Origin of the sequence: Neisseria gonorrhoeae, assembly GCF_013030075.1 — a bacterium.
GTDB classification, from domain to species: Bacteria; Pseudomonadota; Gammaproteobacteria; order Burkholderiales; family Neisseriaceae; genus Neisseria; species Neisseria gonorrhoeae.
Window position 1 is genome coordinate 1,242,408 of record NZ_AP023069.1, and the last position, 26,714, is coordinate 1,269,121.

Sequence of the window (26,714 nt, forward strand, 5' to 3'; positions counted from 1 at the left end):
ATTCTGAAAATGCAAAGACCGCCTGAAACGCGAAATGCGTCCGGACGGTCGAAAATCCGATTTACTGCTGCTTCTGTGCCGCTTTTTTCGCTGCCTTTTCCGCCTTGCGTTTGGCGCGTTTTTCGCTCAATTGTGCGCGGTAAAGCTGATAATGTCGGCGTTTGCGCCACCAGAACCACGCCAGCGCCGCCGCCAGCACGCCCAATGCGATGAAGATGCCCGATTGCAGGCTGTGCATTTTCGCCATCAGCCAATCGATGTTGTGCGCGCCGTACTCGCCCAAGTAAATCCAAACGGGCACGGAAATCAGCGCGGCCAGCCCGTCCATAATCAGAAAGCGCAGATACGATACTTTGCGGCTGATGCCGGCGGTAACGAAAACGGCAGTCCGCAAACCCGGCAGGAAACGGGCGACAAACAGAACCCAGTTGCCGTATTTGTCGAATTTTTCCTGAACCTGCGCGTAACGTTTCGGCGTCATGATGCGCGCAATCGGTTTGAACTTGAGGATTTTCTGCCCCCAGATGCGTCCGGCGGCAAACATCACGCCGTCGCCCGCCAACACGCCGAGCATACCGACCGCAAACATAATATGCGGATTGGTATAACCCATACCCGAAATCACGCCGCCCGTTACCAAGGTCAAATCTTCGGGAATCGGCACGCCGAAACCGCAGATGACCAAAACGAAAAACACGGCCGCATAGCCGTATTCGACAAAAAAGGCTTCCAAAAGGGCAAACATAGCGGATATTCCATTGTCGGAGATAAAAAGTCAGAACAAGCCGAAACATTTTCTGCGCGAAACGGCATTCTATCAAAGATTATGCCGTCTGAAAGCGGCAGGGGGGGCAGATTCGCGCCCCCGCCGGACGTTCAGACGGCATTTAAACAGGAAAACCGCCGCTGTTGAAACGGTTTTGCCTGATTTTGCCTAAATGCCGCCGATGGCGGCGGCGATACGCTCCGCCCCGTCGCGCGCCCAATCGGCCTGACGCGCCTCGACCATCACGCGCACGACGGGTTCGGTTCCCGAAGCGCGCAACACGACACGCCCTTTGCCTTCGAGTTCTTTTTCCACTTCGGCCAACACGTCTTTCGAAGCCTCCTGCCATTTCTGACCCTTTTGGATGCGCACGTTAATCATCGTTTGCGGATACGGCTGCCAATCGGCGCAAACGGCGGCGAGGTCTTGGTTCAGGATTTGCAGCGCCGCCAAGACTTGCAGCGCGGAAATAATGCCGTCGCCGGTGTTATGTTTGTCCATGCACAAAATATGGCCGCTGGCTTCGCCGCCGATGAGCCAGCCGCGTTGGTTCAGCTGTTCCAACACATAGCGGTCGCCGACTTTGGCGCGGCAGAAATCGACGCCCTGCTCTTTCAGGGCGATTTCCATCGCCATATTGGTCATGACCGTTCCGACCACGCCGCCGATGTTGATACCTTCTCGGGTGCGGGCTTTGGCGATGACGTAAATCAGGCTGTCGCCGTCGTAAACCTGCCTGTTTTTATCGACCATCATCAGGCGGTCGCCATCGCCGTCCAAGGCAATACCGTAATCGGCTTCGTTTTGCAACACGGCGGCTTGGAGGGTTTTGGTATGGGTCGCGCCGCATTTTTCGTTGATGTTGTAGCCGTTGGGTTCGTTGCCGATGCTGACGACCTGTGCGCCGAGTTCGTGGAACACTTTGGGTGCAACGCCGTATCCTGCACCGTTGGCGGTATCGATAACCAACTTCAAACCCCGAAGGTCGGAATGGCCGGGGAAGGTGGATTTGCAAAACTCGATATAGCGGTCGTCCGCACCGCTGATGCGGCGGGCGCGTCCGAGACGTGCGGACGGTTGGGTTTTCATTTCTTCATCGATTTTGGCTTCGATTTCCAACTCGACTTCATCGGAAAGTTTCACGCCGCCTTCGGCAAAGAATTTGATGCCGTTGTCGGAATAGGTGTTGTGCGACGCGGAAATCATCACGCCGGCGGACAGGCGCAATGCGCGGGTCAGATAAGCCACACCGGGCGTGGGCAACGGCCCGGTCTGTACCACATTCACACCCGCCGCCGTAAAGCCCGCTACCAGCGCGGCTTCCAGCATATAGCCTGAAATGCGCGTGTCTTTGCCGATGAGGACGGTCGGTTTCTGATCGGTATCGTGCTGCACCAGCACCTGCCCCGCCGCATAGCCGAGTTTCAATACAAAATCGGGCGTAATCGGAAACTGACCGACTTCGCCGCGCACGCCGTCCGTGCCGAAATATTTTTTTGCCATCATTTGCTCCGTGAATGTGAACCGTTGTCCGAGATTATACAGTCAGTTTGCGCCCTGCTGCCTGCACCGTTGATGCCGTCTGAAGCCGTCCCGCCCTTTTCAGACGGCATTCGGCGCAAAAACCGCCGTTTACCGGTTCACGCCCAACGCTTCCCACACCTTCAACGCGTCCGCCGTCGCCTTCACATCGTGCACGCGCACGATTTGCGCTCCGCGTGCCACGGAAGCCAAAGCCGCTGCCACGCTGCCGTGTACGCGCGCCGCCGCGTCCGCCTCACCGGTCAGCTCACCTATCATGCTTTTGCGCGACACACCGATCAGCAGCGGCAAACCGGTTTCCGCCATCAATTCGGGCAAATGCCGCATCAGTGCGATATTGTGTTGCAGGTTCTTGCCGAAGCCGAAACCCGGGTCGAGCGTAATCCGTTGCGGCGCGATGCCTGCCGCGACACAGGTTTCTGACCGTGTTTTCAGATAACGTGCCACTTCGCCGACCACATCCTGATATTTCGGATTGTCCTGCATGGTTTCGGGCAAGCCCCGCATATGCATCAGGCAAATGCCCGTGTCCGCCTGGCGCGCCAGCAATTCGACCGCACCTTCGTCGGTCAACGCCGCCACATCATTGATAATATCGATGCCGCCGAGTGCCAACGCCTTTTCCATAACCACCGTGCGGCGCGTGTCCAAACTGACGGGAACGCCCCACCCCGCCGCTTCCGCCAATACAGGCTCAACCCGCGCCCATTCTTCTTCGGGCGGAACGAAATCCGCACCCGACCGCGTCGATTCGCCGCCGATGTCGAGAATGTCCGCACCCTCTTTCAAAAGCCGTTCGGCATGCGCCAAAGCTGTTTGGGCGTTTTGCGAATACGCGCCGCCGTCGGAAAAAGAATCGGGCGTGAGATTCACGATGCCCATGATTTTCGGTTTGTCCAAACCGATTTCAAACCGTCCTGCCCGCCAAACGTGTCGTGCCATCTGAACTCCTCCCGAAATAAAAAACAGATTATATGCCGTCTGAAACCGTCTTGTGCGCTTCGGACGGCACCGCTATTCGGGCGGCAGACGGCATGTTGTCCCAATGTCTGCGCCGCCTTTGAATCTGCCGGCATGCCTGCTATCCGCCCGCCTTTTCAAAACAGGTTCCGACGATTCCGCACGCGCCTGCCGCCTTTGCCAAGCCGTACAGGATTTCCTGCGGCATATCGCGGCTCCATAATCCCGTAATATTCGCAATCACGGGCAGATGGCTGATTTGGCGGACTTTCACGATGGATTCGACATCCAAACGGTAGGGATGGCCTTTGGTATGGCCCAACACGCCCGACTCGCCCAGAATCAGGTGGCGGTTGCCGCGCGAGACGACATATTCTGCGGCATTCAACCAATCTTCGGCAGAATGGTGCTTGTCTTTACACAGAACCAAGGGAATGTTCAGGCTTCCGGCTTCATTCAATACGGCAAGATCGGACATCAGCCCGCCGCCCAAATACAGGATGTCCGCTCCCGCATTCAAAGCCGCTTCGACATGGCGGACGTTGCGAACGCGCACCAATACGGGTTTCCCTGCGCCATGCGCCGATGCGGCCTGTTCCGCCAACCGTCTGCACCGTCCCCGCCCTTCATCCGCACTTAAAGTGTCGTATAAGTTTGCCGAAGTGAAAAACGGATCCAGAAACACTGCATCCGCATTGCTCCATACTGACGGTTCTGCAGCGATACGGACGGTTTCCCCGCCGCCGAAAGCCACGCCTTTGGCGGCAACGCGGCTGTCTTCCGCCCGATTTTCCCGACTGACGGTTTTCCATGTGTCCAAAATGCGGACGGCTTTCTCGACCTCCGGCAGCGTCTGTACCTCCCTGACGCTCAAAACCCTATCGTCGCCGATTGCGCCGATGACGGTACGCTCGTCGCCGTGAGAAATGTGTTCTCGCAGACCTCTGCTGCGGATGAAGGCGACAACGCCGGCAATGTCCGCTTCGGCGGCACGCCTGCTCATGACAATAATCATATTTCCTCCTGACACAAGAGACGGCCCGCCCAAAATAGGATTTTTGCAAGCCGTGTTATACTGTGGCGTGTTTTACAGATTGTTCGGGCTATGGATTTATTATCGGTTTTCCACAAATACCGTCTGAAATATGCGGTGGCGGTGCTGACGATGCTGCTTTTGGCGGCAGTCGGGCTGCACGCTTCCGTATATCGCACCTTCACGCCCGAAAACATCCGCAGCCGCCTCCAACAAAGCATTGCCCATACCCACCGGAAAATCTCGTTTGATGCGGATATACGGCGCAGGCTTCTGCCCCGCCCGACCGTCATCCTGAAAAACCTGACCATTACCGAACCCGACGGCGGCCGGGTCGCCGTTTCCGTCAAAGAAACCAAAATCGGATTGAGCTGGAAAAACCTGTGGTCGGATCGGATACAGGTTGAAAAATGGGTGGTTTCGGGTGCGGATCTTGCCCTGACGCGCGACAGAAACGGCGCTTGGAACATCCAAGACCTGTTCGACGGCGCGAAACACTCCGCCTCAGTCAACCGCATTATCGTCGAAAACAGCACCGTCCGCCTCAATTTCCTGCAGCAACAGCTTATCCTGAAGGAAATCAGCCTCAACCTGCAATCCCCCGATTCGTCGGGGCAGCAGTTTGAAAGTTCGGGCATACTGGTTTGGAGAAAGCTGTCCGTCCCGTGGAAAAGCAGGGGGCTGTTCCTTTCAGACGGCATCGGCACGCCCGAAATCTCACCGTTCCATTTTGAAGCTTCCACTTCGCTGGACGGACACGGCATCACCATTTCCACCACCGGCAGCCCTTCTGTCCGCTTCAACGCCGGCGGAGCGGATGCCGCCGGCCTCGGCCTGCGTGCAGACACTTCCTTCCGCAACCTCCACCTGACCGCGCAAATCCCCGCACTGGCACTCAAAAACAACAGCATCAAAACCGGCACGGTCAACGGCACGTTTACCGCCGGCGGCGAATATGCCCGATGGGACGGTTCGTTCAAACTCGACAAAGCCAACCTGCACTCCGGCATCGCCAACATCGGCAACGCCGAAATCTCCGGCAGCTTCAAAACACCGCGCCTTCAAACCAATTTCTCCCTCGGCTCGCCGTTGGTTTGGAGTCGGGACAACGGGCTGGACGCCCCGCGCCTGCACATATCGACCCTTCAGGATACCGTCGACCGCCTGCCGCAACCCCGTTTCATCAGCCGGCTCGACGGTTCGCTGTCCATACCGAATCTGCAAAATTGGAATGCCGAATTAAACGGCACATTCGACCGCCAACCCGTTGCCGCAAAATTCAAATATACGCGGGAAGGCGCACCGCACCTGGAAGCCGCCGCCGCGCTGCAAAAATTAAACCTCGCCCCCTATCTTGACGAATTTCGGCAACAAAACGGCAAAATATTCCCCGACATCCTCGGCAGGCTGTCCGGCAACGTCGAGGCACACCTCAAAATCGGCAGCATCCAACTCCCCGGCTTGCAACTGGACGATATGGAAACCTACCTCCACGCCGACAAAGACCATATCGCGCTCAGCCGTTTCAAGTCAGGGCTTTACGGCGGCCATACCGAAGGCGGCATCAGCATCGCCAACACCCGTCCCGCCACTTACCGCCTGCAACAGAATGCAAGCAACATCCAAATCCAACCGCTGCTGCAAGACCTGTTCGGCTTCCACAGCTTCAGCGGCAACGGCGATGCGGTCATCGACCTGACCGCAAGCGGCGAAAACCGCAAACAGCTTATCCGCTCGCTGCAAGGCAGCCTGTCGCTGAATATTTCCAACGGCGCGTGGCACGGCATCGATATGGACAGCATTTTAAAAAACGGCCTTTCCGGAAAAATCTCGGGCAGCACACCCTTCTACCGATTCACGCTCAACAGCGAAATTTCAGACGGCATCAGCCGCCACATCGATACCGAACTCTTCTCCGACAGCCTCTATGTTACCAGCAACGGCTATACCAATCTGGATACGCAGGAATTGTCTGAAGATGTCCTTATCCGCAACGCCGTCCATCCGAAAAACAAACCGATTCCCCTGAAAATCACCGGTACGGTGGACAAGCCGTCCATTACCGTCGATTACGGCAGGCTGACCGGCGGCATCAATTCGCGCAAAGAGAAACAGAAAATCCTCGAAGACACCCTGCTGGAACAATGGCAGTGGCTCAAACCTAAAGAACCGTAAATACCCTGCGTACAAAAATGCCGTCTGAAACACATTAATCTTCAGACGGCATGACCGTAAAACCTACAACCCCAATTTCCCCCAAATCCCATCAATTTTAACCGTAACCGCAGGGTCTTTTTTGATTACCCGTCCCCATTCGCGGTCGGTTTCTCCCGGCCATTTGCTGGTCGCATCCAAACCCATTTTGCCGCCGAGTCCGCTGACGGGGCTGGCGAAGTCGAGGTAGTCGATGGGCGTGTTTTCCACCAAAACGGTGTCGCGGACGGGGTCCATGCGCGTGGTTACCGCCCAGATGACTTCTTTCCAGTCGCGCACGTTTACATCGTCATCCACCACGATGATGAATTTGGTGTACATAAACTGGCGCAGGAACGACCAGCAGCCCGTCATCACGCGCTTGGCGTGTCCGGCGTACTGTTTTTTCATGCTGACCACCGCCATGCGGTAGGAACAGCCTTCGGGCGGCAGGTAGAAATCGGTGATTTCGGAGAACTGCTTTTGCAAAAGCGGTACGAACACTTCGTTCAACGCCACGCCCAAAACGGCAGGTTCGTCGGGCGGTTTGCCTGTGTAGGTAGAGTGGTAAATCGGGTTTTCGCGCATGGTGATGCGTTCGACCGTAAACACAGGGAAATGGCCCTGCTCGTTGTAATAGCCCGTGTGGTCGCCGTATGGGCCTTCCAACGCGGTTTCGTTTGGATGAATCACGCCTTCCAATACAATTTCAGCACGGGCAGGCACTTGCAAATCGCTGCCGATACATTTCACCAGCTCCGTCCGCGAACCGCGCAGCAGTCCGGCAAACTGGTATTCGCTCAAAGTATCGGGAACGGGCGTTACCGCGCCCAAAATGGTGGAGGGGTCGCAACCGAGTACGACGGCGACGGGATACGGCGTATCGGGATTGAGTTTGCGGAATTCCTGATAATCCAACGCGCCGCCGCGATGCGACAGCCAGCGCATAACCAGCTTGTTTTTGCCGATGAGTTGTTGGCGGTAAATGCCGAGATTTTGGCGTTTTTTGTGCGGCCCGCGCGTGACGGTCAAGCCCCACGTTACCAGCGGCGCAACGTCTTCCGGCCAGCAATGTTGAATCGGAAGCTGATACAAATCAACGTCTTCTCCTTCCCACACGATTTCCTGACACGGCGCGTTTTTCACCACGTTCGGCGCCATGCTCCAAATATCTTTCAACAGCGGCAGTTTGGAAAACGCGTCTTTGATGCCTTTGGGCGGTTCGGGTTCTTTCAAATACGCCAGCGTCTGCCCGATTTCGCGCAGCTTGGACACGCTGTCCGCGCCCATGCCCATCGCCACACGTTCGGGGGTGCCGAACAGGTTCGCCAACACGGGATAATCATAGCGCGTACCGTCGGGCTTAATCGGGTTTTCAAACAACAACGCCGGCCCTTCGGCGCGCAACACGCGGTCGGCAATTTCGGTCATTTCCAAATGCGGGGAAACGGGGTGGGCGACGCGCTTGAGCTTGCCCTGCTGCTCGAGCATAGCGATGAAGTCGCGCAGGTCTTTGTATTTCATGTTTATCCTTTTTGTCCTTTTATCCTGAACAATCCGATTCGGATACCGCCCCTATCCTTGCCTGCGCTTCGGCATATCCCATGCCGTGATAAAAGTCGCGTACCGGCGGATGTCCGCCGCTTTGATGAAGTTGCAGCAAAGGGCGTTGGTTGTCAGACTGGGTAACGACATTGCAGTGCAGACCGAAGGTGTCGGTTTCATAAGGGGGCAGCCGATTGCAAATCATACCGAAATAAACGGCGTTTTCAGGGTTGTCGTAAAAGCGGCTTTGATAGTCGTTAAAACTCTTTTCGCTGACGGACACCCACACGCCGTATTCCAGCGTTTCCTGATGCCCGATAATCGGAATAGGCAGCACCGCGCGGATAAAGCGGTCGGTTTGGCCGGAATAGCGGATGATGCAGAAATCAGAATCGCATTCCGCTTGATAAGCAATGCGTTCTTCTTCACTGAGTTGATTATAGGGATAGGGGGCGGTAAAGCCGGTTGCGGGCATATCTTCATGTTTTTCGCCGCAGGAAGTGCAAGTGTGCATAAGGTTTCAGACTTTCAACACAAGTTTGCGGTAAAGCCATTCGCCGGCAAACAGCATCCCCATCAATACATAGGCAATCACGCCTGTATAAACCGCCCACCAATCATATCGCCCCAACCGGGCCAACAAAGCGGCAAGCGTCCCGTTGGCAATAAAGAATACGCACCAAACCTGCGTTACCCGGCGGGTATAGCGCACGGCTTTTTCAGGCAGGTCGGGCTGTTGCAGCCGCGCAAGTTTTTCAATCACCGTCTGCCCGGCAAACAGGCTGCTGCCGAACACCGCCAACATCATCAAATTAACGAGGACAGGATACCAATACATTGAATCACGCCGCCCGAACACCAATACTGCGGCAAAAAACAGTGTAATATAGTGGATTAACAAAAATCAGGACAAGGCGGCGAAGCCGCAGACAGTACAAATAGTACGGCAAGGCGAGGCAACGCCGTACCGGTTTAAATTTAATCCACTATACCACAAAGCGGGATAGGCAATGCTTAATACGGTCAAAAAAATATGTCCGAAAAAACCGGGTTTCATTTTGAATCCGCACAAACGTTTTCAGACGGCATCCGATAAAAACATGCCGTCTGAAAAATAATTAGAAATACCCGATTAGCCGGCCTGAATCTTCAATACCGCCTGTACCACGTCGTTGACGGTGCGGACATTGCGGAAATCTTCAGCCTGCAGCTTGCGGGCTGCCACAACCATTCACGATTGCGATATACCCGGCGGCATTCCCGACTGCCGTTCAGCAGAAAACGCACCCATTCCAAACCGCTCCAATATGCCTCGGGCAGCATACCGGCTTCAGACGGCATATCGTCCGAAGCAGACAAAGTCAGGTGTAACGCGTCCCTTTGGTCAGAACCATCGCCAAAGCATAAGCAAACGGCGCGCGCGTTGCCGATACGGCATATCCTTCCGGCAGCGGATCGTCCGCCGCCAAAACCAAAACCGACCCGCATCCCTCTTCCAACAGGGACGCCGCTTCCGCCAATGCCGTTTCCACACCGTCGGCACACACGGCCAATGCCGTCTGCTCGCTCATATCCCGCCTCAATATCGACCATTGCCCCGCCGTCGCATTGTGCACCGACAAACCGAACGAAGTCGGCGACACGGTATGCGATTTCAACAGTTCCAACCACAAATCGAAACTACGCGCCATTTCCCCGTCGTGCGAGGCATAAACTACCGGACTGCCGGGATGGGCGGAGGCAATGTCCCAAGCCGCGTCGCATACCAAACGCGCCGCCTTACTCAAACGGCGGCGCCGCATAGCGGGCAGGAACGGCAATTCCCGCCTGACATCGGGCAAACCGTCGGCAAAATCCGGACATTCCGCCCACTGCCTCCACTGGGCCATATCGCGCATTTTGCCGCCCGAAACCCGCCAGTCGGCGATGTCGAAGTGGAACCGGCAAATAATCGGCGGCATAGTTTCTTTCAAAAATTTACACTGTGCCGCATTCTAACCAAAGCCCATCCCCCTGACAATGCCGAAATTCAAACGCATCCACGCCATTTTTTCCGACAACGCCGCCCCTCGGCAAACCGCCCGAATTAGCCTGAATTTACATTTATCATTATAATGCCCGATTACCGACACCGCCTCCCTGCTGCCGCACAGCGGGCGTATGGTTCTGATAGACCGCATTACCCGATACGGCGATGATTTTGTCGAAGCAGGGGCGCAGGTAAAACCCGACCACATCCTGCTGGCCGGCGGCATACTGTCCTACACGGCATTTATCGAACTGATGGCGCAGGCTGTCGGCGCATATGCCGGCCTCCAAGCCCGAAAAAAGGCGCAACCGGTCCGGCTCGGTTTTCCTGCCCGGCACGCGCAAACTTGAAATCTTCGCCCAATCCGTCCCTGTCGGCACGCATCTGCTGGCAACGGCGCATATGTCTATTCAGGATGCCGGGGGAATGGGCGTGTTCGACTGCGAACTGCGTTGGACGGATGCGCCGGAAACTTCGTCCGGAACACTCCCTTCAGACGGCATTTTGGCGCGCGCCTCACTCAACGTGTACAGCCCCGAACACCCTGTCGAAACAACTTAATGCCGTCTGAACAGACACGCACATACGTGAAACCGTCCTGATTACCGGCTCAAACAGAGGCATAGGCAAAGCCGCCGCACTCGGTTTTGGCGGACGACGGCTTTGATATCGCCGTCCACTGCCGCAGCCGCCGCGACGAAGCCGAAGCCGTGGCGGAAGAAATCCGCGCTTTGGGCAGAAATGCGCGCGTGTTGCAGTTTGACGTGTCCGACCGCGAAGCCTGCCGCGAGATTCTGACCGCCGACATCGAAGCAAACGGCGCGTATTACGGCGTGGTGTTGAACGCCGGCCTGACGCGCGACAATGCCTTCCCCGCGTTTTCAGACGACGATTGAGATGTGGTGCCGCGGACTAATTTGGACGGTTTTTACAATGTACTGCATCCGCTGGTTATGCCGATGATACGCCGCCGCAAAGCCGGACGGATTGTGTGTATGGCATCGGTGTCCGGCCTGACGGGCAACCGGGGGCAGGTCAATTACAGCGCGTCAAAAGCGGGCATTATCGGCGCGGCAAAAGCCTTGGCGGTCGAACCGGCGAAACGCAAAATCACCGTCAACTGCGTGGCGCCGGGTTTGATCGATACGGAGATTGTCGATGAAAACGTACCCGTCGGAGAAATTTTGAAAGCCGTCCCCGCCGCGCGTATGGGACTGCCGGAAGAAGTGGCGCACGCAGTGCACTTCCTGATGGATGAAAAAGCGGCGTATATCACGCGCCAGGTGATTGCGGTGAACGGAGGTTTGTGTTGAATACCAGAAGGGTCGCAGTAACGGGCATAGGCGGCATTACCGCCTTCGGCCGGGATTGGCAAAGCATACAGGCAGCATTCAAAGCCGAAAAAAACGCCGTCAAATATATGGATTGGCGCGAACGTTTCCCCGAATTGGAAGCGCAACTGGGTGCGCCGATTGAGGATTACGCGCCGCCGAAACATTGGACGCGCAAGCGGCTCAGAAGTATGGGGCGCGTGTCGTACCTGTGCGTCGATGCGGCGGAGCAGGCGCTGGCGGATGCCGGTTTGCTCGGGGACGAAAGCATTACCGACGGACGGATGGGCGTTGCCTGCGGCTCTTCCGGCGGCGGCACCAAAGACATCGGAGATGTGGGAGAATTGTTGCTGACCGGCACGTCGCGCAACTTCGGCGCCAATACCTATGTGCGTATGATGCCGCACACCGCCGACGCCAATATCGGCATCTTTTTCGGATTAATTTCGGATTAATAAGGACGCATCATCCCGACATCGAGCGCGTGTTCTTCGGGCAGCCAAGGCATAGGTTATGCTTACGAGGCCATCAAATACGGTCTGACCGATATGATGCTGGCGGGCGGCGGCGAAGAATTTTGCCCGTCCGAAGTGTATGTTTTCGACTCGCTCTATGCCGCCAGCCGCCGCAACGGCGAACCGGAAGAAACCCCGCGTCCATACGACGCGAACCGCGACGGGCTGGTCATCGGAGAAAAGGCGCGGGGATTTTCGTATTGGAAGAATTGGAACACGCCAAACGGCGCGGTGCGAAAATTTACGCCGAACTCGTCGGCTACGGCGCCAACAGCGACGGCATCAATATCGGCGAAGGCGCAGCCGTATTCATCATGACGCGCGATGCGGATTTTTCCGGCGGTATGCAGCTTCTGGGTTACGGCGCAAGCAGCGATGCCTACCATATTTCCACGCCCCGCCCCGACGCAAAGGCGCAATCCTCGCCTTTCAGACGGCATTGCAGCACGCCGGCCTTGCGCCCGAAGACATCGGCCGGATTAATCTGCACGGCACCGGGACGCACCACAACGGCAGTATGGAAAGCCGCGCCGTTGCAGCGGTTTTCGGCAACAATACGCCCTGCACGTCCGCCAAGCCGCAAACCGGACACACGCTGGGCGCGGCGGGCGCAATCGAAGCCGCGTTCGCGTGGGGCATTGCCGACCGGCAAAGCAATCCCGAAGGGAAACTTCCGCCCCGGCTTTGGGACGGGCAGAACGACCCCGACCTGCCCGCCATTAACCTGACCGGCGACGGCTGGGAAACCGAAAAACGCATTGCCGCCAGCTCGTCGTTTGCCTTCGGGGGAAGCAACTGCGTCTTAATCATCGGATGAAATAAGTTTGTCAATCCCACCGCTATGCTATACAATACGCGCCTACTCTTGACGGGTCTGTAGCTCAGGGGTTAGAGCAGGGGACTCATAATCCCTTGGTCGTGGGTTCGAACCCCACCGGACCCACCAATTCCCAAGCCCGGACGTATGTTTGGGCTTTTTTGCCGCCCTGTGAAACCAAAATGCTTTGAGAAACCTTGATAATGAAAAAAGTCAGCGTATTGATTGTTGCCAAAAACGAAGCAAACCACATTCGGGAATGTATTGAAAGTTGCCGTTTCGATAAAGAAGTTATCGTTATCGACGACCATAGCGCCGACAACACTGCCGAAATTGCCGAGGGTTTGGGTGCAAAAGTCTTCAGACGGCATTTGAACGGGGATTTCGGAGCGCAAAAAACATTTGCCATCGAACAGGCAGGCGGAGAATGGGTTTTCCTGATTGATGCAGACGAACGCTGCACGCCGGAACTATCTGATGAAATCTCAAAAATTGTCCGAACCGGCGATTATGCCGCCTATTTTGTCGAACGCCGCAACCTTTTCCCCAACCATCCCGCCACACACGGCGCGATGCGTCCCGACAGCGTATGCCGTCTGATGCCGAAAAAAGGCGGTTCGGTGCAAGGCAAAGTACACGAAACCGTACAGACCCCCTACCCCGAACGCCGTCTGAAACATTTTATGTACCATTACACGTACGACAACTGGGAACAATATTTCAACAAGTTCAACAAATATACTTCCATCTCGGCCGAGAAATACCGGGAGCAGGGAAAGCCCGTGAGTTTCGTTAGGGACATTATCCTCCGTCCGATTTGGGGTTTTTTCAAAATTTATATCCTGAACAAAGGGTTTCTTGATGGAAAAATGGGTTGGATTATGTCCGTCAACCACAGCTATTACACGATGATTAAATATGTCAAACTATATTATCTGTACAAATCCGGCGGAAAATTTTAAATGGAAAAAGAATTCAGGATATTAAATATCGTATCGGCCAAGATTTGGGGTGGGGGCGAACAATATGTCTATGATGTTTCAAAAGCATTGGGACTTCGGGGCTGCACCATGTTTACCGCCGTCAATAAAAATGATGAATTGATGCGCAGACGCTTTTCCGAAGTTTCTTCCGTTTTCACAACGCGCCTTCACACGTTCAACGGGCTGTTTTCGCTCTACGCGCTTACCCGCTTTATCCGGGAAAACCACATTTCCCACCTGATGATACACACCGGCAAAATTGCCGCCTTATCCGTACTTTTGAAAAAACTGACCGGGGTGCGCCTGATATTTGTCAAACATAATGTCGTCGCCAACAAAACCGATTTTTATCACCGCCTGATACAGAAAAACACCGACCGCTTTATTTGCGTTTCCCGTCTGGTTTACGATGTGCAAACCGCCGACAATCCCTTTAAAGAAAAATACCGGATTGTTCATAACGGTATCGATACCGGCCGGTTCCCCCCGTCTCAAGAAAAACCCGACAGCCGTTTTTTTACCGTCGCCTACGCCGGCAGGATCAGTCCGGAAAAAGGATTGGAAAACCTGATTGAAGCCTGTGTGATACTGCATCGGAAATATCCTCAAATCAGGCTCAAATTGGCAGGGCACGGACATCCGGATTATATGTGCCGCCTGAAGCGGGGCGTATCTGCTTCGGGAGCAGAACCATTTGTTTCTTTTGAAGGGTTTACCGAAAAACTTGCTTCGTTTTACCGCCAAAGCGATGTCGTGGTTTTGCCCAGCCTCGTCCCGGAGGCATTCGGTTTGTCATTATGCGAGGCGATGTACTGCCGAACGGCGGTGATTTCCAATACTTTGGGTGCGCAAAAGGAAATTATCGAACATCATCAATCGGGGATTCTGCTGGACAGGCTTACGCCTGAATCTTTGGCGGACGAAATCGAACGCCTCGTCTTAAACCCCGAAGCAAAAAACGCACTGGCAACGGCAGGACATCAATGCGTCGCCGCCCGTTTTACCATCAACCATACCGCCGACAAATTATTGGATGCAATATAAGCCGCTTTCAGGCGGCCTATGCCGTCTGAAAGCCTTTGATGCAACAAACCGCCAAATTATATTCGTTCATTGGAAAAAAACACCCCGAATTCATCCTTCAAAATAAGAAAATCCCAATATCCCCCGATATCGCGCAGCCTATTGGCAAAGTTTTGCAGCGTCTTCCCCGGCTTGTGCCGCCGCGTCAAGTGCTTTGTTACAATGCACTACCTTCACATTTCTTAATAAATTTTATGAGTAACCATACTTCTTGGTCGTCCAAAATCGGTTTCGTACTTGCTGCGGCAGGTTCGGCCATCGGTTTGGGCGCGATTTGGAAATTTCCTTATACGGCGGGCACCAACGGCGGCGCGGTGTTTTTCCTGCTGTTTTTGATATTTACCGTCTTGGTCGCCCTGCCCGTCCAGCTTGCCGAATTTTATATCGGGCGCACGGGCGGTAAAAATGCCGTCGATTCCTTCAGGGTTCTGCGTCCGGGTACGCAATGGCTTTGGGTCGGGCGCATGGGCGTTGCCGCCTGCTTTATTTTGCTGTCGTTTTACAGCGTGGTCGGCGGATGGGTATTGAATTATGTCGTCCACAGTTTTACAGGGGCAATCCATGCGGGAGCGGACTTTGAAGCCCTGTTCGGCACAACGATTTCCAATCCGGCAGGTTCGCTGTCCTATCAGGCACTGTTTATGCTGATTACGGTTTGGGTGGTCAAAGGCGGCATTTCAGACGGCATTGAAAAGGCAAACCGTTATCTGATGCCGGGGCTGTTTATCCTCTTTATTGCGCTGGCTGTCCGTTCGCTGACGCTGCCGGATGCAATGGAGGGCGTGTCTTTCCTGCTCAAACCCAATTGGTCGTACTTTAAAGCCGATACGATGATTACGGCTTTGGGCCAGGCGTTTTTTGCCCTGAGCATCGGCGTTTCCGCCATGATTACCTATGCTTCGTATTTGGGAAAAGATCAGGATATGTTCCGTTCCGGCCATACGATTATGTGGATGAACCTCTTGGTTTCCCTGCTTGCCGGCCTGGTGATTTTCCCGGCGGTATTCGCCTTCGGTTTTGAACCGAACCAGGGGCCGGGATTGATTTTTATCGTATTGCCCGCAGTGTTCATGAAAATGCCGTTCGGTACGGTTTTATTTGCAGTATTCATGCTTCTGGTCGTTTTCGCCACGCTGACTTCGGCATTTTCGATGTTGGAAACGGTCATTGCCTCAACCATCCGCCAAGACGAGCGCAAACGCAAAAAACATACTTGGCTTATCGGCACGGCTATTTTCATTGTCGGCATCCCGTCCGCGCTGTCTTTCGGCGCATGGGGTGAGTTTAAGGTTTTCGGCAAAACCATTTTTGATTTGTGGGACTATGTTATTTCCGCCGTCATTATGCCGATTGGTGCTTTGAGTGTTTCCATCTTTACCGCCTGGATTCAGGACAAGCAGTCTGTGTTAAAAGATGCCGGCGCGGGCAGCACCGTACCACGGGCAGTGCTGCTGCTGTGGCTGAATACCTTGCGCTACCTTGCCCCGATTGCCATTATTATTGTTTTCGTCAATTCTTTAGGCATCCTTTAAACATACCGCCCGACGGCAAAATGCCGTCTGAAAGCCTTTCAGACGGCATTTTGCTTCAGATTCAACCTATTTCGTTCAAAGTATAGTGGATTAAATTTAAATCAGGACAAGGCGGCGAAGTCGCAGACAGTACAGATAGTACGGCAAAGCGAGGCAACGCCGTACCGGTTTTTGTTAATCCACTATATTGTCCGGCATGGCCAGCCTAACTTTAAGCCGCCTGCTTTCGGCAACCGACCGTATCAGCGGCAAATCCATCACGGAAAACGCCGTCGACAAGGCATCGGCAACCGCCGCATCATCCGCCATTACGCTCATGCTTTTATAACGCGGCGTACTCACGCCGGTTCGCGGATCGAACAAATGGGTAAGCCTGCCCGCTTTGTCCATCACCGTCCCATAGCCGCCCGAAGTGGCAAACGCCTTGTCTTTCATCGTGATATTTGCCAACACGCCTTCTTCGTCGTCCGGATTGCGGATGCCGACATTCCACATCCGCCTGCCGTTTGTATCAAACCCCCTGATTTCGCCCATATCGACCAGCGCGGCAGGCACTCCGTTTGCTTTAAGCAGCGCAACAACCTTGTCCGTGATATAGCCTTGCGCGATGCCGTTCAAGGACAAACCCATACCCTTTTCGGCAAAACGGATTTCACGGTCGTCAAACGAGACTTTGCCGAAGCCGACCCGTTTCAGGGTTTCCTTCACGCTATTCTCCGGCGGCGTTTCCGCATCGGGACGGGCGGCAAAATAATCGGCATACAGTTTCCACAACGCCTGAACCGTCGGATCGAACGCGCCTTCCGTCAGCGCGTGAATATCGCGGCCAGGCTCAACAGTTCCAAAAAATCCGCCGGAGGCGAAGTCAGATAACCGTCGCGGTTCAGACGGCTGATCAGGCTGTCTTCACGGTAAAGGCTGAACATTTTTTCCAAACGCGCCACTTCCGCCAAAACCTTATTGACCCAATCCGCCGCCTGTCTGTCGTCCACGCCGAACAGGCGCAGCTCCGCGCCGGAACCCAGCGCGACACCTTTCCAGAAAAACACATTTTCATCGCGTTTTTTATCCATGTTGCGTTTTTCGCCGCCGGCGGCAAAAGGATTCGGCAAAAAAGAAACCGCCGCACCGGCCACAGCAACGGCGGCAGCCGTCAGAAAACGTCTGCGCCCGAAATGCCTGCCCATACCGCCTCCTAAACCGACACTACCGCCTTGATGTGCGGATGCGGATCGTAGCCTTCCAACTCGAAATCTTCAAACTTGAAGGCAAACAAATCCTTGACTTCAGGATTGATTTTCATCACAGGCAAGGCGCGCGGTTCGCGTTCCAACTGCAATGCGGCCTGTTCGAAATGGTTACGGTACAAATGCGCGTCGCCAAACGTATGGACAAACTCACCCGCCTCCAGCCCGCACACTTGCGCCATCATCATCGTCAACAGCGCGTAGCTGGCAATATTAAACGGCACACCAAGGAAAATATCTGCACTACGCTGGTAAAGCTGGCAGGACAGTTTGCCGTCGGCAACGTAAAACTGAAACAGCGCGTGGCAGGGCGGCAAGGCCATCTCATCGACCAAAGCCGGATTCCACGCCGACACAATCAGGCGGCGCGAGTCGGGGTTTTTCTTAATTTGTTCCACCACATTGGCGATTTGGTCGATATGCCTGCCGTCGGGCGCGGGCCAGCTGCGCCATTGGTAGCCGTAAACCGGGCCCAAGTCGCCGTTTTCGTCCGCCCACTCGTCCCAAATGGAAACATTGTTATCCTTCAGGTATTTGATATTGGTATCGCCTTTGAGGAACCAAAGCAGCTCGTGGATTATCGAGCGCAAATGCAGCTTTTTGGTCGTCAGCAGCGGAAAACCTTTGCCCAAGTCAAAACGCATCTGATAACCGAATACGGAGCGCGTACCCGTACCGGTGCGGTCTGATTTGTCCGTACCGTTGTCGAGGACGTGGCGCATCAAGTCCAAATAGGCCTTCATCATCATCTTTCATCAAATTAAACGGCACATATTGTAACATTTCCGGCCAACACCCGAGTCCGGACAAACGCGCAGGCCGCCCCGCCGGACGCTCAAAACGCGGATGAAGGCAGGCAGGATTGTTGGCAATTTCAGCCCTTTTTCACAGCAAAAGCAGGCGTGAAAACAAAATTATCTTGATTGGAATCAAAAAATCTAGTTTAACTACTTAGAATAAAATTCCAATAATATTTTTTTATTTGAGAAATTAATTTATGATTATTGGTTGATTATCGGCAATAAACATCATATATCGAAAATATGGGAAAAATAATGTCAACAATTTGTGCAAAATTAGGCTTGGCATCAGAAAAAAATAGGTTTATATTGCCAACTACAAATTTGTTTTCCCATTAGTACAATATCAACCAAAAGGAGTATCCGAATGACTGACCTGAACACCCTGTTTGCCAACCTCAAACAACGCAACCCCAATCAGGAGCCGTTCCATCAGGCGGTTGAAGAAGTCTTCATGAGCCTTGATCCGTTTTTGGCAAAAAATCCGAAATACACCCAGCAAAGCCTGCTGGAACGCATCGTCGAACCCGAACGCGTCGTGATGTTCCGCGTAACCTGGCAGGACGACAAAGGACAAGTCCAAGTCAACTGCGGCTACCGCGTGCAAATGAGTTCCGCCATCGGCCCTTACAAAGGCGGCCTGCGCTTCCACCCGACCGTCGATTTGGGCGTGTTGAAATTCCTCGCTTTTGAACAAGTGTTCAAAAACGCCTTGACCACCCTGCCTATGGGCGGCGGCAAAGGCGGTTCCGACTTCGACCCCAAAGGCAAATCCGATGCCGAAGTAATGCGCTTCTGCCAAGCCTTTATGACCGAACTCTACCGCCACATCGGCGCGGACACCGATGTTCCGGCCGGCGACATCGGCGTAGGCGGACGCGAAATCGGCTACCTGTTCGGACAATACAAAAAAATCCGCAATGAATTCACTTCCGTCCTGACCGGCAAAGGTTTGGAATGGGGTGGCAGCCTCATCCGCCCCGAGGCGACCGGCTACGGCTGCGTCTATTTCGCCCAAGCGATGCTGCAAACCCGCAACGATAGTTTTGAAGGCAAACGCGTTCTGATTTCCGGTTCCGGCAACGTGGCGCAATACGCCGCTGAAAAAGCCATCCAACTGGGTGCGAAAGTGCTGACCGTTTCCGACTCCGACGGCTTCGTCCTCTTCCCCGACATCGGTATGACCGAAGCGCAACTCGCCGCCTTGATCGAATTGAAAGAAGTCCGCCGCGAACGCGTTGCCACCTACGCCAAAGAGCAAGGTTTGCAATACTTTGAAAACCAAAAACCGTGGGGCGTTGCCGCCGAAATCGCCCTGCCCTGCGCGACCCAGAACGAATTGGACGAAGAAGCCGCCAAAACCCTGTTGGCAAACGGCTGCCACGTCGTTGCCGAAGGCGCGAATATGCCGTCGACTTTGGGCGCGGTCGAGCAATTTATCAAAGCCGGCATCCTCTACGCTCCGGGCAAAGCCTCCAACGCCGGCGGCGTGGCAACTTCGGGCTTGGAAATGAGCCAAAACGCCATCCGCCTGTCTTGGGCGCGCGAAGAAGTGGACAGCCGACTGTTCGGCATCATGCAAAGCATCCACGAGTCCTGCCTGAAATACGGCAAAGTCGGCGACAAAGTGAACTACGTCAACGGTGCGAACATCGCCGGCTTCGTCAAAGTTGCCGATGCGATGCTGGCGCAAGGCTTCTAAGCAAACGCCTCCGCCCCGCAAACAAAATGCCGTCCGAACCGCAAATGCTGTTCAGACGGCATTTCATTATCCGCCCGTTCGAATCGGGTAATACTATAGTGAATTAAATTTAAATCAGGACAAGGCGGCGAGCCGCAGACAGTACAAATAGTACGGCAAGGCGAGGCAACGCCGTACTGGTTTAAATTTAGTTCACTATACCGATACATCCGAATATGCCAGACCGTCTGAACGGTATTCATACCTCCCAATCCTGCACGCGCTTCAAATCGTTTTGCGCCAAAGTATCCGCGTGGCGGTTACGGCTCTGATATTCCCTGTCTTTCAATATGCTGCTCGCCACATAATTCAAATGAGCCTTTGCCGCCTCCGAAGCCTCGCCCGGCCGGCGGTTCGATATCGCCTCATACAGCACGCGGTGCTGCGCCATCAGTTTCGGACGCGGATCTTCTTCCTGATTCAGATAAATAAGGCTGCTGCGCGTCTGCCGGTACAGCATTTTCAACAAACCGCCCGACAAATGGCTGAACAACAAATTGTGCGCCGCATCCGCAATCGTCTGATGGAAGCTGACATCGGCTTCGCCCTGATGTTCCAGATTGCCGCTTCCGCACGCTTCCTCAAACTTTTCAAGCCAAAACCGAATCCGCTTCAAATCGGCATCCGTCCGGCGTTCTGCCGCCAATGCCGCCATACAGCCCTCGATGTGGCAGCTGAAATCAAAAACATCCTGTTCCCAATTGGAATGTTTGCCCAAAAGCTCCTGCCAACTTTGCAAAAAATCCTGCTGCGGCTTGACCGAAACATAATAACCATCGCCCTGCCTCGCTTCCAAAATCTGACGGGCAACCAAAATATTCAATGCCGACCGGACCGACGGACGCGAAACGCCGAACTCTTCCGCCAAAACGCGTTCGGGCGGAATCTTGCCCCCTTCCGCGTAAACCCCTTCCACGATGCGGCCTTCCAATACCGACAATACCTGATCGCTGATTTTCTGAGGCCTTACCAGTTTCATCACTCCTCCTTTATAAAGATTCCCTGCAGAACCCTTCCGAAATACATCAAACATCAAATTGGACTGGCCAATCAGGGCGGATTCTAATGACACGCCGTTCCCGCCGTCAACGGCACTTACCTCGCACCGCCCCCGAAACACAGGAAAAAACTACACCAAACTACAATTTTTGTTCATGCAAATATTTGTTTTAACGGGATTTAAATGAAAGCTCCGATTCAAATCTGCCGAACCGCCCAAAAATATATTGACCTGAATATTAAAGTTTCGTAAAGTAATGCAACGTTGCTTTAATTGGTTTGACCACTATTGCCGACGATTAGAAAAATATTTTCGGAGATGTTCAATTATGGAAACTTGGGTTCAAAACTACACGGCAATCGGCGGCAGCCTGTATCTGACTGCCGCCGCCGCACTCTTACCCATCGTCTTTTTCTTTGCCGCGCTGACCGTCCTGAAGCTGAAAGGCTATCAGGCGGGGCTTTATACGCTGCTGATTGCGCTTGCCTTTGCCGTATTCGGCTTCGGGATGCCGACGGGTATGGCGGTTTCTTCCCTGTCGCCGCAGCCGCATTGACCCAACGCCCCATACGCTACACTGGACTTGACCGCGCATTACAAAATCGGCAAATCCACCCGCATCGGTTTGGACTTTGAAAACGTCTTTAACAAACGCTGCCGCACGATGCCCGACATTCACGTTTACGGCACGCCGCGCAGCCTGACCGCAACCGTCAAACATATAGTGGATTAACAAAAATCAGGACAAGGCGGCGGGCCGCAGACAGTACAAATAGTACGGAACCGGTTCGCCCGGTGCTTGGGCGCCTTAGGGAATCGTTCTCTTTGAGCTAAGGCGGGGCAACGCCGTACTGGTTTTTGTTAATCCACTATAAAGAAAGAAATGCCGTCTGAAACCTTATCGTTTCAGACGGCATTTGTTTGCCCGGGCGGTTATTTGCCGGTTTGGGTATCCCGTTTCAATCCGCCGCCGAGCGCCTTGTACAAATCGGCAAGGTTTTCGGCGCGGGTCAGTTGTGCCGACAAAGCCGCACCTTCCGCCGAATAGCTGATGCGTTCCGCATCGAGCAAATCGAGCGCGCCGGATACGCCGTGTTTGTAACGCAGTCCGACCAAGCGCAACGCTTCTTTAGAGGCGCGGCTTTGTTTGCTTAAAGCGTCATAGGCTTTATCCAGCTGCTCGCGCGCCGCCAATGCGTTTGCCACGTCTTGAAAGGCGGATTGGACGGCGGATTCATAGGCAACAATTTGTGCCTGTTGGCGCAGTTTTGCCACATCAAGGTTCGCCTTGTTCGTTCCCCAAGTAAAAATCGGCAGGGTAATAGACGGCGCGAACGCCCAAACGCCCGTGCCGCTTTTGAACAGCCCGCCCAATTCGACAGAACCCGTACCGACGCTTCCGGTCAGGCGGATGGACGGGAAAAAGGCGGCGCGCGCCGCACCGATATTGGCGTTTGCCTGTTTGAGCGCGTGTTCGGCGGCGCGGATGTCGGGACGGTCGAGCAATACTTCGGAACTCAAACCGGCAGGCAGTTTTTCAACAAAAAACTGCTTGTCCAACGGCAAACCGGCGGGCAGGTCTTCGGGTATCGGACGGTTAATCAAGGTTGCCAAGGCATTGCGCGCCTGTTCGCGGCTGCGCGCGGCATGGGCATAATCGGCTTTGGCAGATTCAATCAAGGCTTCCTGCTGGCGCAGGGCGACGGCGGAAATCACGCCTGCCTTGTACCGCAATTCGGACAGCTTGTAGGTTTCCTCGCGCGTTTTCAAGACACGCTGCGCCAAAGACATCGCTTCTTCGGCATAACGCTCGTTGAAATAGGCTTTGGCAACGGTGGCAATCAGACTCAAATGTGCCGCATCGCGGTTGGCAACGCTGGCAAAATAGCCTTGCAGTGCTGCTTCGCTGCTGCTGCGCACGCGCCCGAACAGATCGAGTTCGTAAGATGCCGCACCCAGTCCGACATTGTAGCTGCTGCTGACATTGCCGCCGCTCAAGCTGCCTTGGCGCGAGCCGTTCGCATTGGCGGCAAGCGTGGGCAGGAGGTTGTTGCGCTCGATCATGTATTGTTTGCGGTAGATTTCGCTGTTCAATACGGCTGTACGCAAACTGGTATTGCGCTCGAGTGCGATGTCGATCAGCTTTTGCAGGCGCGGGTCGGCAAAATAGTCATGCCAACCCAAATCAACCGCGCGGATGGAAGAAACCGATGTGTCGTTTTGGAAGGTTTCCGCAACTTCGACTTTGGGCTGCTCGTATTGAGGAATCATGGTGCAGGCAGACAATGCAAAGGCTGCTGCAACAGAGGTCAAGGTAGTTTTCAATGTAGTATTCATAAAAAAGTCCTGATGCCGTCTGAAAACCGGCGGTTCTCAGACGGTATTTTGCTTAATATTGTTTATCGTCCGAACCGGTTATACCCGCTTTTGATGCATGTCTGACCGCCATTTCATGCTCGTGTGCAGTTTCTTTGAAGAATTTGCGCACCACTACATAAAAAAGCGGAACAAGGAACACGGACAAGAGCGTGCCGATGAGCATCCCCCAGAATACGGTCGTGCCGATGGCGCGCTGGCTGGCAGAACTCGCACCAGCGGCAATATACAGGGGAACCACGCCCAAAATAAAGGCAAACGAGGTCATGATAATCGGACGGAAACGCAGGCGGGCTGCCTCCAAAGCGGCTTCGACCGCGCTTTTCCCTTGCGCTTGAAGGTCTTTGGCAAATTCGATAATCAGAATCGCGTTTTTCGCACTCAAACCCATCACAGTAACGAAACCGACTTGGAAGTAGATGTCGTTGGCAAACGAGGGAACGCTGCCCAACAGTCCTTCAAACAGGTTGCGCCCGGTTACGCCCGCAGCCGCACCGATCAAACCCAACGGAATCACAAGGATGACCGCCAGCGGAATCGACCAGCTTTCATAAAGCGCGGCAAGTACCAAAAATACGGCTGCAACCGCCAAACCGTACAAAATCAGGGTTTGCGAGCCGCCTTTTGCCTCTTCGCGCGACTGTCCGCCCCATTCGAAGCTGTAACCGCCGCCCAATTCGTCAACCATTTTTTGAACCGCCGCCATAGCCTGCCCGGTGGAAACGCCGGTTGCAGGCGAAGCGGACAGCTTCATCGAGGGATAACCGTTGAAGCGTACGCTCTGTTCCGTACCGTTTTCCCAAGAAACAGTAGCAATGGTGGAAAGCGGTACGGCGACGCCGGATTTGTTCGGCACGGTCAGGTTCAAAATATCGGCAGGCTGCATACGGGCATCCTCGTCGGCCTGCACCATCACGCGTTGCAGACGGCCTTGGTTCGGGAAGTCGCTGACATAAGACGAACTCAGCGCGCTTGCCAATGCGGTGCGGATGTCGGCAAACGAAATGCCTTGCGCCGCCGCTGCGGCACGGTTGATGTCGATTTTCAACTGCGGCGAGTCTTCCAAACCGCCGGCACGGACGGTGCTGGGGTCAAACAAACCGCTGGCACGCATTTTCTGAATCAGCTCGTTGCGCTTCGCCAGCAATGCGGTATGGCCGGTATTGTTGCGGTCTTGCAGGTTGATGCTCAGGCCCGAACCGTTGCCCAACTCCAGAATCGGAGGCGGGACGACGGCGATGCCGAAACCGTCTTTAAGCGTCCCCATCATCATACCCGTCAGCTTGCCGGCAACCGCAACGGCATCGCTGCCGGAGGCGGTACGTTCGTTCCAATCTTTCAATATGGCAAAACCCATCGCCATATTCTGACCGCTGCCCGAAAAGCTGAAGCCGGAAACGGTAATGATGTTTTCAATTTCGGGAATGCTTTTCGCCAGTTGGGTAACTTGTGCTAGCGTCGCATCGGTGCGCTCTTTGGTCGCACCCGCAGGCAGTTGCACGCTGACCATAACGAAGCCTTGGTCTTCGGTCGGCAGGAACGAAGTCGGCAGGCGCATAAACAGGAACACGCCCACAACCGCCAAGCCGATATAGACAACCATCATGCGGAAAGTCTTACGCAGCACTTTGGCAACCCGGCCTTCGTAGCCGTGCGTCCAACTGTCGAATTTCTTGTTGAACCAGCCGAAGAAACCTTTTTTCTCTTCGTGATGCCCTTTCGGGATTGTCTTCAACATTGTGGCACACAAAGCAGGGGTAAGGGTCAGCGCAAGGAAGGCGGAGAATGCGATTGATGACGCCATCGTCAGGGCAAACTGTTTGTAAATATTGCCGGCCGCCCCGCTGAACATCGCCAGAGGCACGAACACGGAAATCAGAACGGCGGTAATACCGATGACCGCGCCCGAAATCTGACCCATCGCTTTTTTGGTCGCTTCTTTGGGCGGCAGGCCTTCACCCGCCATAATGCGCTCGACGTTTTCAACCACCACAATCGCGTCATCGACCACGATGCCGATGACCAATGTCATCGCAAACATCGTCAATACGTTAATCGACATCCCCATATAAGAGATGAAGGCGAAACCGCCCAACAGGGAAATCGGTACGACGATGGTCGGAATCAGCGTATAACGGATGTTTTGCAGGAAGAGGTACATTACGACAAACACCAGCACCATCGCTTCGATTAAAGTGTGAATCACTTTTTCAATCGAAATTTCAACGAATTTGGAAGTATCGTAAGGGGTTTTCCAACTCATACCCTGCGGAAAGTATTTTTCCAGCACCGCCAAGCGTTCTTTTACCGCCTTTGCCGTCGCCATCGCATTGCCGCTGTTGGACAACATTACCGCCATACCGGTGGTATTTACCCCGTTCAGGCGGGTTGAGGAAGAATAGTCTTCCATACCCAATCCGACTTTCGCCACATCCTTCAGGTAAATATTAGAACCGTCGGTATTGGCGCGGAGGATGACGTTGCCGAATTCTTCTGCCGTACCCAACTGCCCTTGCGCCGTTACGGTAGCCGTAACCGTCTGTCCGCGCACAGCGGGAAGCGAACCGATGGAACCTGCGGAAATTTGGATATTCTGCGCCGACAACGCGCTGCCGACATCGGCAAACGACAAATTGTAGTTTTGCAGTTTCTTAGGATCGACCCAAATCCGCATCGCGCGTTGCGCGCCGAACAGGCGGACCTGCCCCACGCCTTCGATACGCTGCAATTCGGGAACGACGTTGCGCTGCGCGTAGTCGTTCATCTCTTCGGTTGACTGCACATCCGACGAAAGCATCACAATCATCAGGAAATTGGAACGCGCCTTGGATACGGTTACGCCGTATTGCTGGACGGTTGCCGGCAGCGTGCTCAATACTTCGGAAAGCTTGTTCTGCACTTCCACCTGCGCCAGATTCTCGTCGGTATCGGGCGTAAAGGTCAGGCTCACGCTGCCGCTGCCGCTCGAATCGGCGGAAGTGGACATATAGTCCAAACCTTCCACGCCGTTCATATTCCGTTCGATCACGGAAAGTACGCTGCCTTCCATCACTTGTGCGGACGCACCCGGATAAATGGCGTGCAAAGTAATGGTCGGGGCGGCAACGGACGGATATTGCGAAACCGGCAGGCTTTTAATGCCGAAAATACCTGCCGCAATAATGAAAATCGAAATAACCCACGCGAAAATGGGGCGGTCGATAAAGAATTTAGCCATCGAT

15 protein-coding genes, 1 tRNA gene and 10 pseudogenes are annotated in these 26,714 nt (G+C 54.4%); 12 read left to right on the plus strand and 14 right to left on the minus strand.

All coding sequences use genetic code 11. The annotated features are described in order from the left end of the window. Positions 1-61 precede the first annotated feature (61 nt). The 4 genes from HT085_RS06520 to HT085_RS06535 all read right to left on the minus strand — a co-directional run bounded on the left by HT085_RS06520 (position 62) and on the right by HT085_RS06535 (position 4,283). Entirely contained in the window at positions 62-745 is a 684-nt protein-coding gene (locus tag HT085_RS06520) for a DedA family protein (protein WP_002216652.1), read from the minus strand. Positions 746-934: 189 nt separating this feature from the next. Further along, positions 935-2,269, minus strand: a complete 1,335-nt coding sequence (glmM, locus tag HT085_RS06525; RefSeq protein WP_003691680.1) for a phosphoglucosamine mutase — start codon at positions 2,267-2,269, stop codon at positions 935-937. A gap of 129 nt (positions 2,270-2,398) precedes the next feature. After that, positions 2,399-3,250, minus strand: a complete 852-nt coding sequence (gene folP, locus HT085_RS06530; protein WP_003691682.1) for a dihydropteroate synthase — start codon at positions 3,248-3,250, stop codon at positions 2,399-2,401. A gap of 139 nt (positions 3,251-3,389) precedes the next feature. Next, the gene (locus HT085_RS06535; RefSeq protein ID WP_003691684.1) at positions 3,390-4,283 is read right to left on the minus strand and encodes a chorismate mutase; all 894 of its coding nucleotides are present in this window, start codon (positions 4,281-4,283) and stop codon (positions 3,390-3,392) included. Between the two features lie 90 nt (positions 4,284-4,373). Here HT085_RS06535 and HT085_RS06540 point away from each other — a divergent pair, with 90 nt between their 5' ends. Beyond that, the gene (locus HT085_RS06540; protein WP_003693786.1) at positions 4,374-6,476 is read left to right on the plus strand and encodes an AsmA family protein; all 2,103 of its coding nucleotides are present in this window, start codon (positions 4,374-4,376) and stop codon (positions 6,474-6,476) included. Between the two features lie 63 nt (positions 6,477-6,539). Here HT085_RS06540 and ubiD read toward each other — a convergent pair whose 3' ends face one another. The 5 genes and pseudogenes from ubiD to HT085_RS06565 all read right to left on the minus strand — a co-directional run. Beyond that, positions 6,540-8,018 carry a 4-hydroxy-3-polyprenylbenzoate decarboxylase gene (ubiD, locus tag HT085_RS06545; RefSeq protein ID WP_003695709.1) on the minus strand — a complete coding sequence of 493 codons (1,479 nt, stop codon included), beginning with the start codon at positions 8,016-8,018 and terminating at the stop codon, positions 6,540-6,542. 19 nt (positions 8,019-8,037) lie between these two features. Further along, positions 8,038-8,553: a DUF2199 domain-containing protein gene (locus HT085_RS06550; protein WP_014580282.1), complete on the minus strand. Its 516-nt coding sequence runs from the start codon at positions 8,551-8,553 to the stop codon at positions 8,038-8,040. A gap of 6 nt (positions 8,554-8,559) precedes the next feature. Then, a pseudogene (locus HT085_RS12275) lies at positions 8,560-9,096 on the minus strand (COG4648 family protein). 75 nt (positions 9,097-9,171) lie between these two features. Further along, positions 9,172-9,255: pseudogene (locus tag HT085_RS11820) on the minus strand (acyl carrier protein); the annotation flags it as partial. A 2-nt stretch (positions 9,256-9,257) separates the two neighbouring features. Continuing rightward, positions 9,258-10,000: pseudogene (locus HT085_RS06565) on the minus strand (beta-ketoacyl synthase chain length factor); the annotation flags it as partial. A 199-nt stretch (positions 10,001-10,199) separates the two neighbouring features. Between HT085_RS06565 and HT085_RS06570 the strand changes: the two are divergent. The 7 genes and pseudogenes from HT085_RS06570 (at position 10,200) to HT085_RS06605 (ending at position 16,329) form a co-directional block, all read left to right on the plus strand. Beyond that, positions 10,200-10,629 (plus strand): annotated as a pseudogene (locus HT085_RS06570) (hotdog family protein). A 22-nt stretch (positions 10,630-10,651) separates the two neighbouring features. Beyond that, positions 10,652-11,381: pseudogene (fabG, locus tag HT085_RS06575) on the plus strand (3-oxoacyl-ACP reductase FabG). Then, a pseudogene (locus tag HT085_RS12280) lies at positions 11,375-12,731 on the plus strand (beta-ketoacyl-[acyl-carrier-protein] synthase). Before fabG ends, HT085_RS12280 begins: the two co-directional pseudogenes overlap by 7 nt. Before the next feature lie 53 nt (positions 12,732-12,784). Beyond that, positions 12,785-12,860: transfer RNA gene (locus tag HT085_RS06590), tRNA-Ile, on the plus strand. A 68-nt stretch (positions 12,861-12,928) separates the two neighbouring features. Then, positions 12,929-13,693 carry a glycosyltransferase family 2 protein gene (locus HT085_RS06595; RefSeq protein ID WP_003691703.1) on the plus strand — a complete coding sequence of 255 codons (765 nt, stop codon included), beginning with the start codon at positions 12,929-12,931 and terminating at the stop codon, positions 13,691-13,693. Then, positions 13,694-14,758, plus strand: a complete 1,065-nt coding sequence (locus HT085_RS06600; protein ID WP_003691706.1) for a glycosyltransferase family 4 protein — start codon at positions 13,694-13,696, stop codon at positions 14,756-14,758. A gap of 233 nt (positions 14,759-14,991) precedes the next feature. Further along, positions 14,992-16,329: a sodium-dependent transporter gene (locus tag HT085_RS06605; RefSeq protein WP_003695694.1), complete on the plus strand. Its 1,338-nt coding sequence runs from the start codon at positions 14,992-14,994 to the stop codon at positions 16,327-16,329. A gap of 174 nt (positions 16,330-16,503) precedes the next feature. On the opposite strand, the pseudogene HT085_RS11825 reads toward HT085_RS06605, so the two are convergent. Both HT085_RS11825 and HT085_RS06625 read right to left on the minus strand, forming a co-directional pair. After that, positions 16,504-17,516: pseudogene (locus HT085_RS11825) on the minus strand (FAD:protein FMN transferase). An 8-nt stretch (positions 17,517-17,524) separates the two neighbouring features. Beyond that, positions 17,525-18,319, minus strand: coding sequence for a thymidylate synthase (locus HT085_RS06625; RefSeq protein WP_003691712.1), 795 nt, complete (start codon positions 18,317-18,319; stop codon positions 17,525-17,527). 424 nt (positions 18,320-18,743) lie between these two features. Between HT085_RS06625 and gdhA the strand changes: the two genes are divergently transcribed. Together gdhA and HT085_RS06635 are read left to right on the plus strand one after the other, a co-directional pair. Then, positions 18,744-20,078 carry an NADP-specific glutamate dehydrogenase gene (gene gdhA / locus HT085_RS06630; RefSeq protein ID WP_014580289.1) on the plus strand — a complete coding sequence of 445 codons (1,335 nt, stop codon included), beginning with the start codon at positions 18,744-18,746 and terminating at the stop codon, positions 20,076-20,078. Between the two features lie 94 nt (positions 20,079-20,172). Next, positions 20,173-20,279, plus strand: a pseudogene (locus tag HT085_RS06635) (IS5/IS1182 family transposase); the annotation flags it as partial. A 37-nt stretch (positions 20,280-20,316) separates the two neighbouring features. Here the strand turns inward: HT085_RS06635 and HT085_RS06640 are convergent. Continuing rightward, positions 20,317-21,096: a FadR/GntR family transcriptional regulator gene (locus tag HT085_RS06640; RefSeq protein ID WP_003691718.1), complete on the minus strand. Its 780-nt coding sequence runs from the start codon at positions 21,094-21,096 to the stop codon at positions 20,317-20,319. A gap of 349 nt (positions 21,097-21,445) precedes the next feature. Between HT085_RS06640 and HT085_RS06645 the strand changes: the two are divergent. Together HT085_RS06645 and HT085_RS06650 are read left to right on the plus strand one after the other, a co-directional pair. Beyond that, a pseudogene (locus tag HT085_RS06645) lies at positions 21,446-21,652 on the plus strand (L-lactate permease); the annotation flags it as partial. Beyond that, positions 21,652-21,850 (plus strand): annotated as a pseudogene (locus tag HT085_RS06650) (hypothetical protein); the annotation flags it as partial. The pseudogenes HT085_RS06645 and HT085_RS06650, both read left to right, overlap by 1 nt. Before the next feature lie 200 nt (positions 21,851-22,050). Here HT085_RS06650 and mtrE read toward each other — a convergent pair. Together mtrE and mtrD are read right to left on the minus strand one after the other, a co-directional pair. Further along, positions 22,051-23,454: a multidrug efflux transporter outer membrane subunit MtrE gene (gene mtrE, locus HT085_RS06655; protein ID WP_003693770.1), complete on the minus strand. Its 1,404-nt coding sequence runs from the start codon at positions 23,452-23,454 to the stop codon at positions 22,051-22,053. Between the two features lie 52 nt (positions 23,455-23,506). Then, positions 23,507-26,710 carry a multidrug efflux RND transporter permease subunit MtrD gene (gene mtrD, locus HT085_RS06660; protein ID WP_003695678.1) on the minus strand — a complete coding sequence of 1,068 codons (3,204 nt, stop codon included), beginning with the start codon at positions 26,708-26,710 and terminating at the stop codon, positions 23,507-23,509. Between the last annotated feature and the right edge of the window lie 4 nt (positions 26,711-26,714).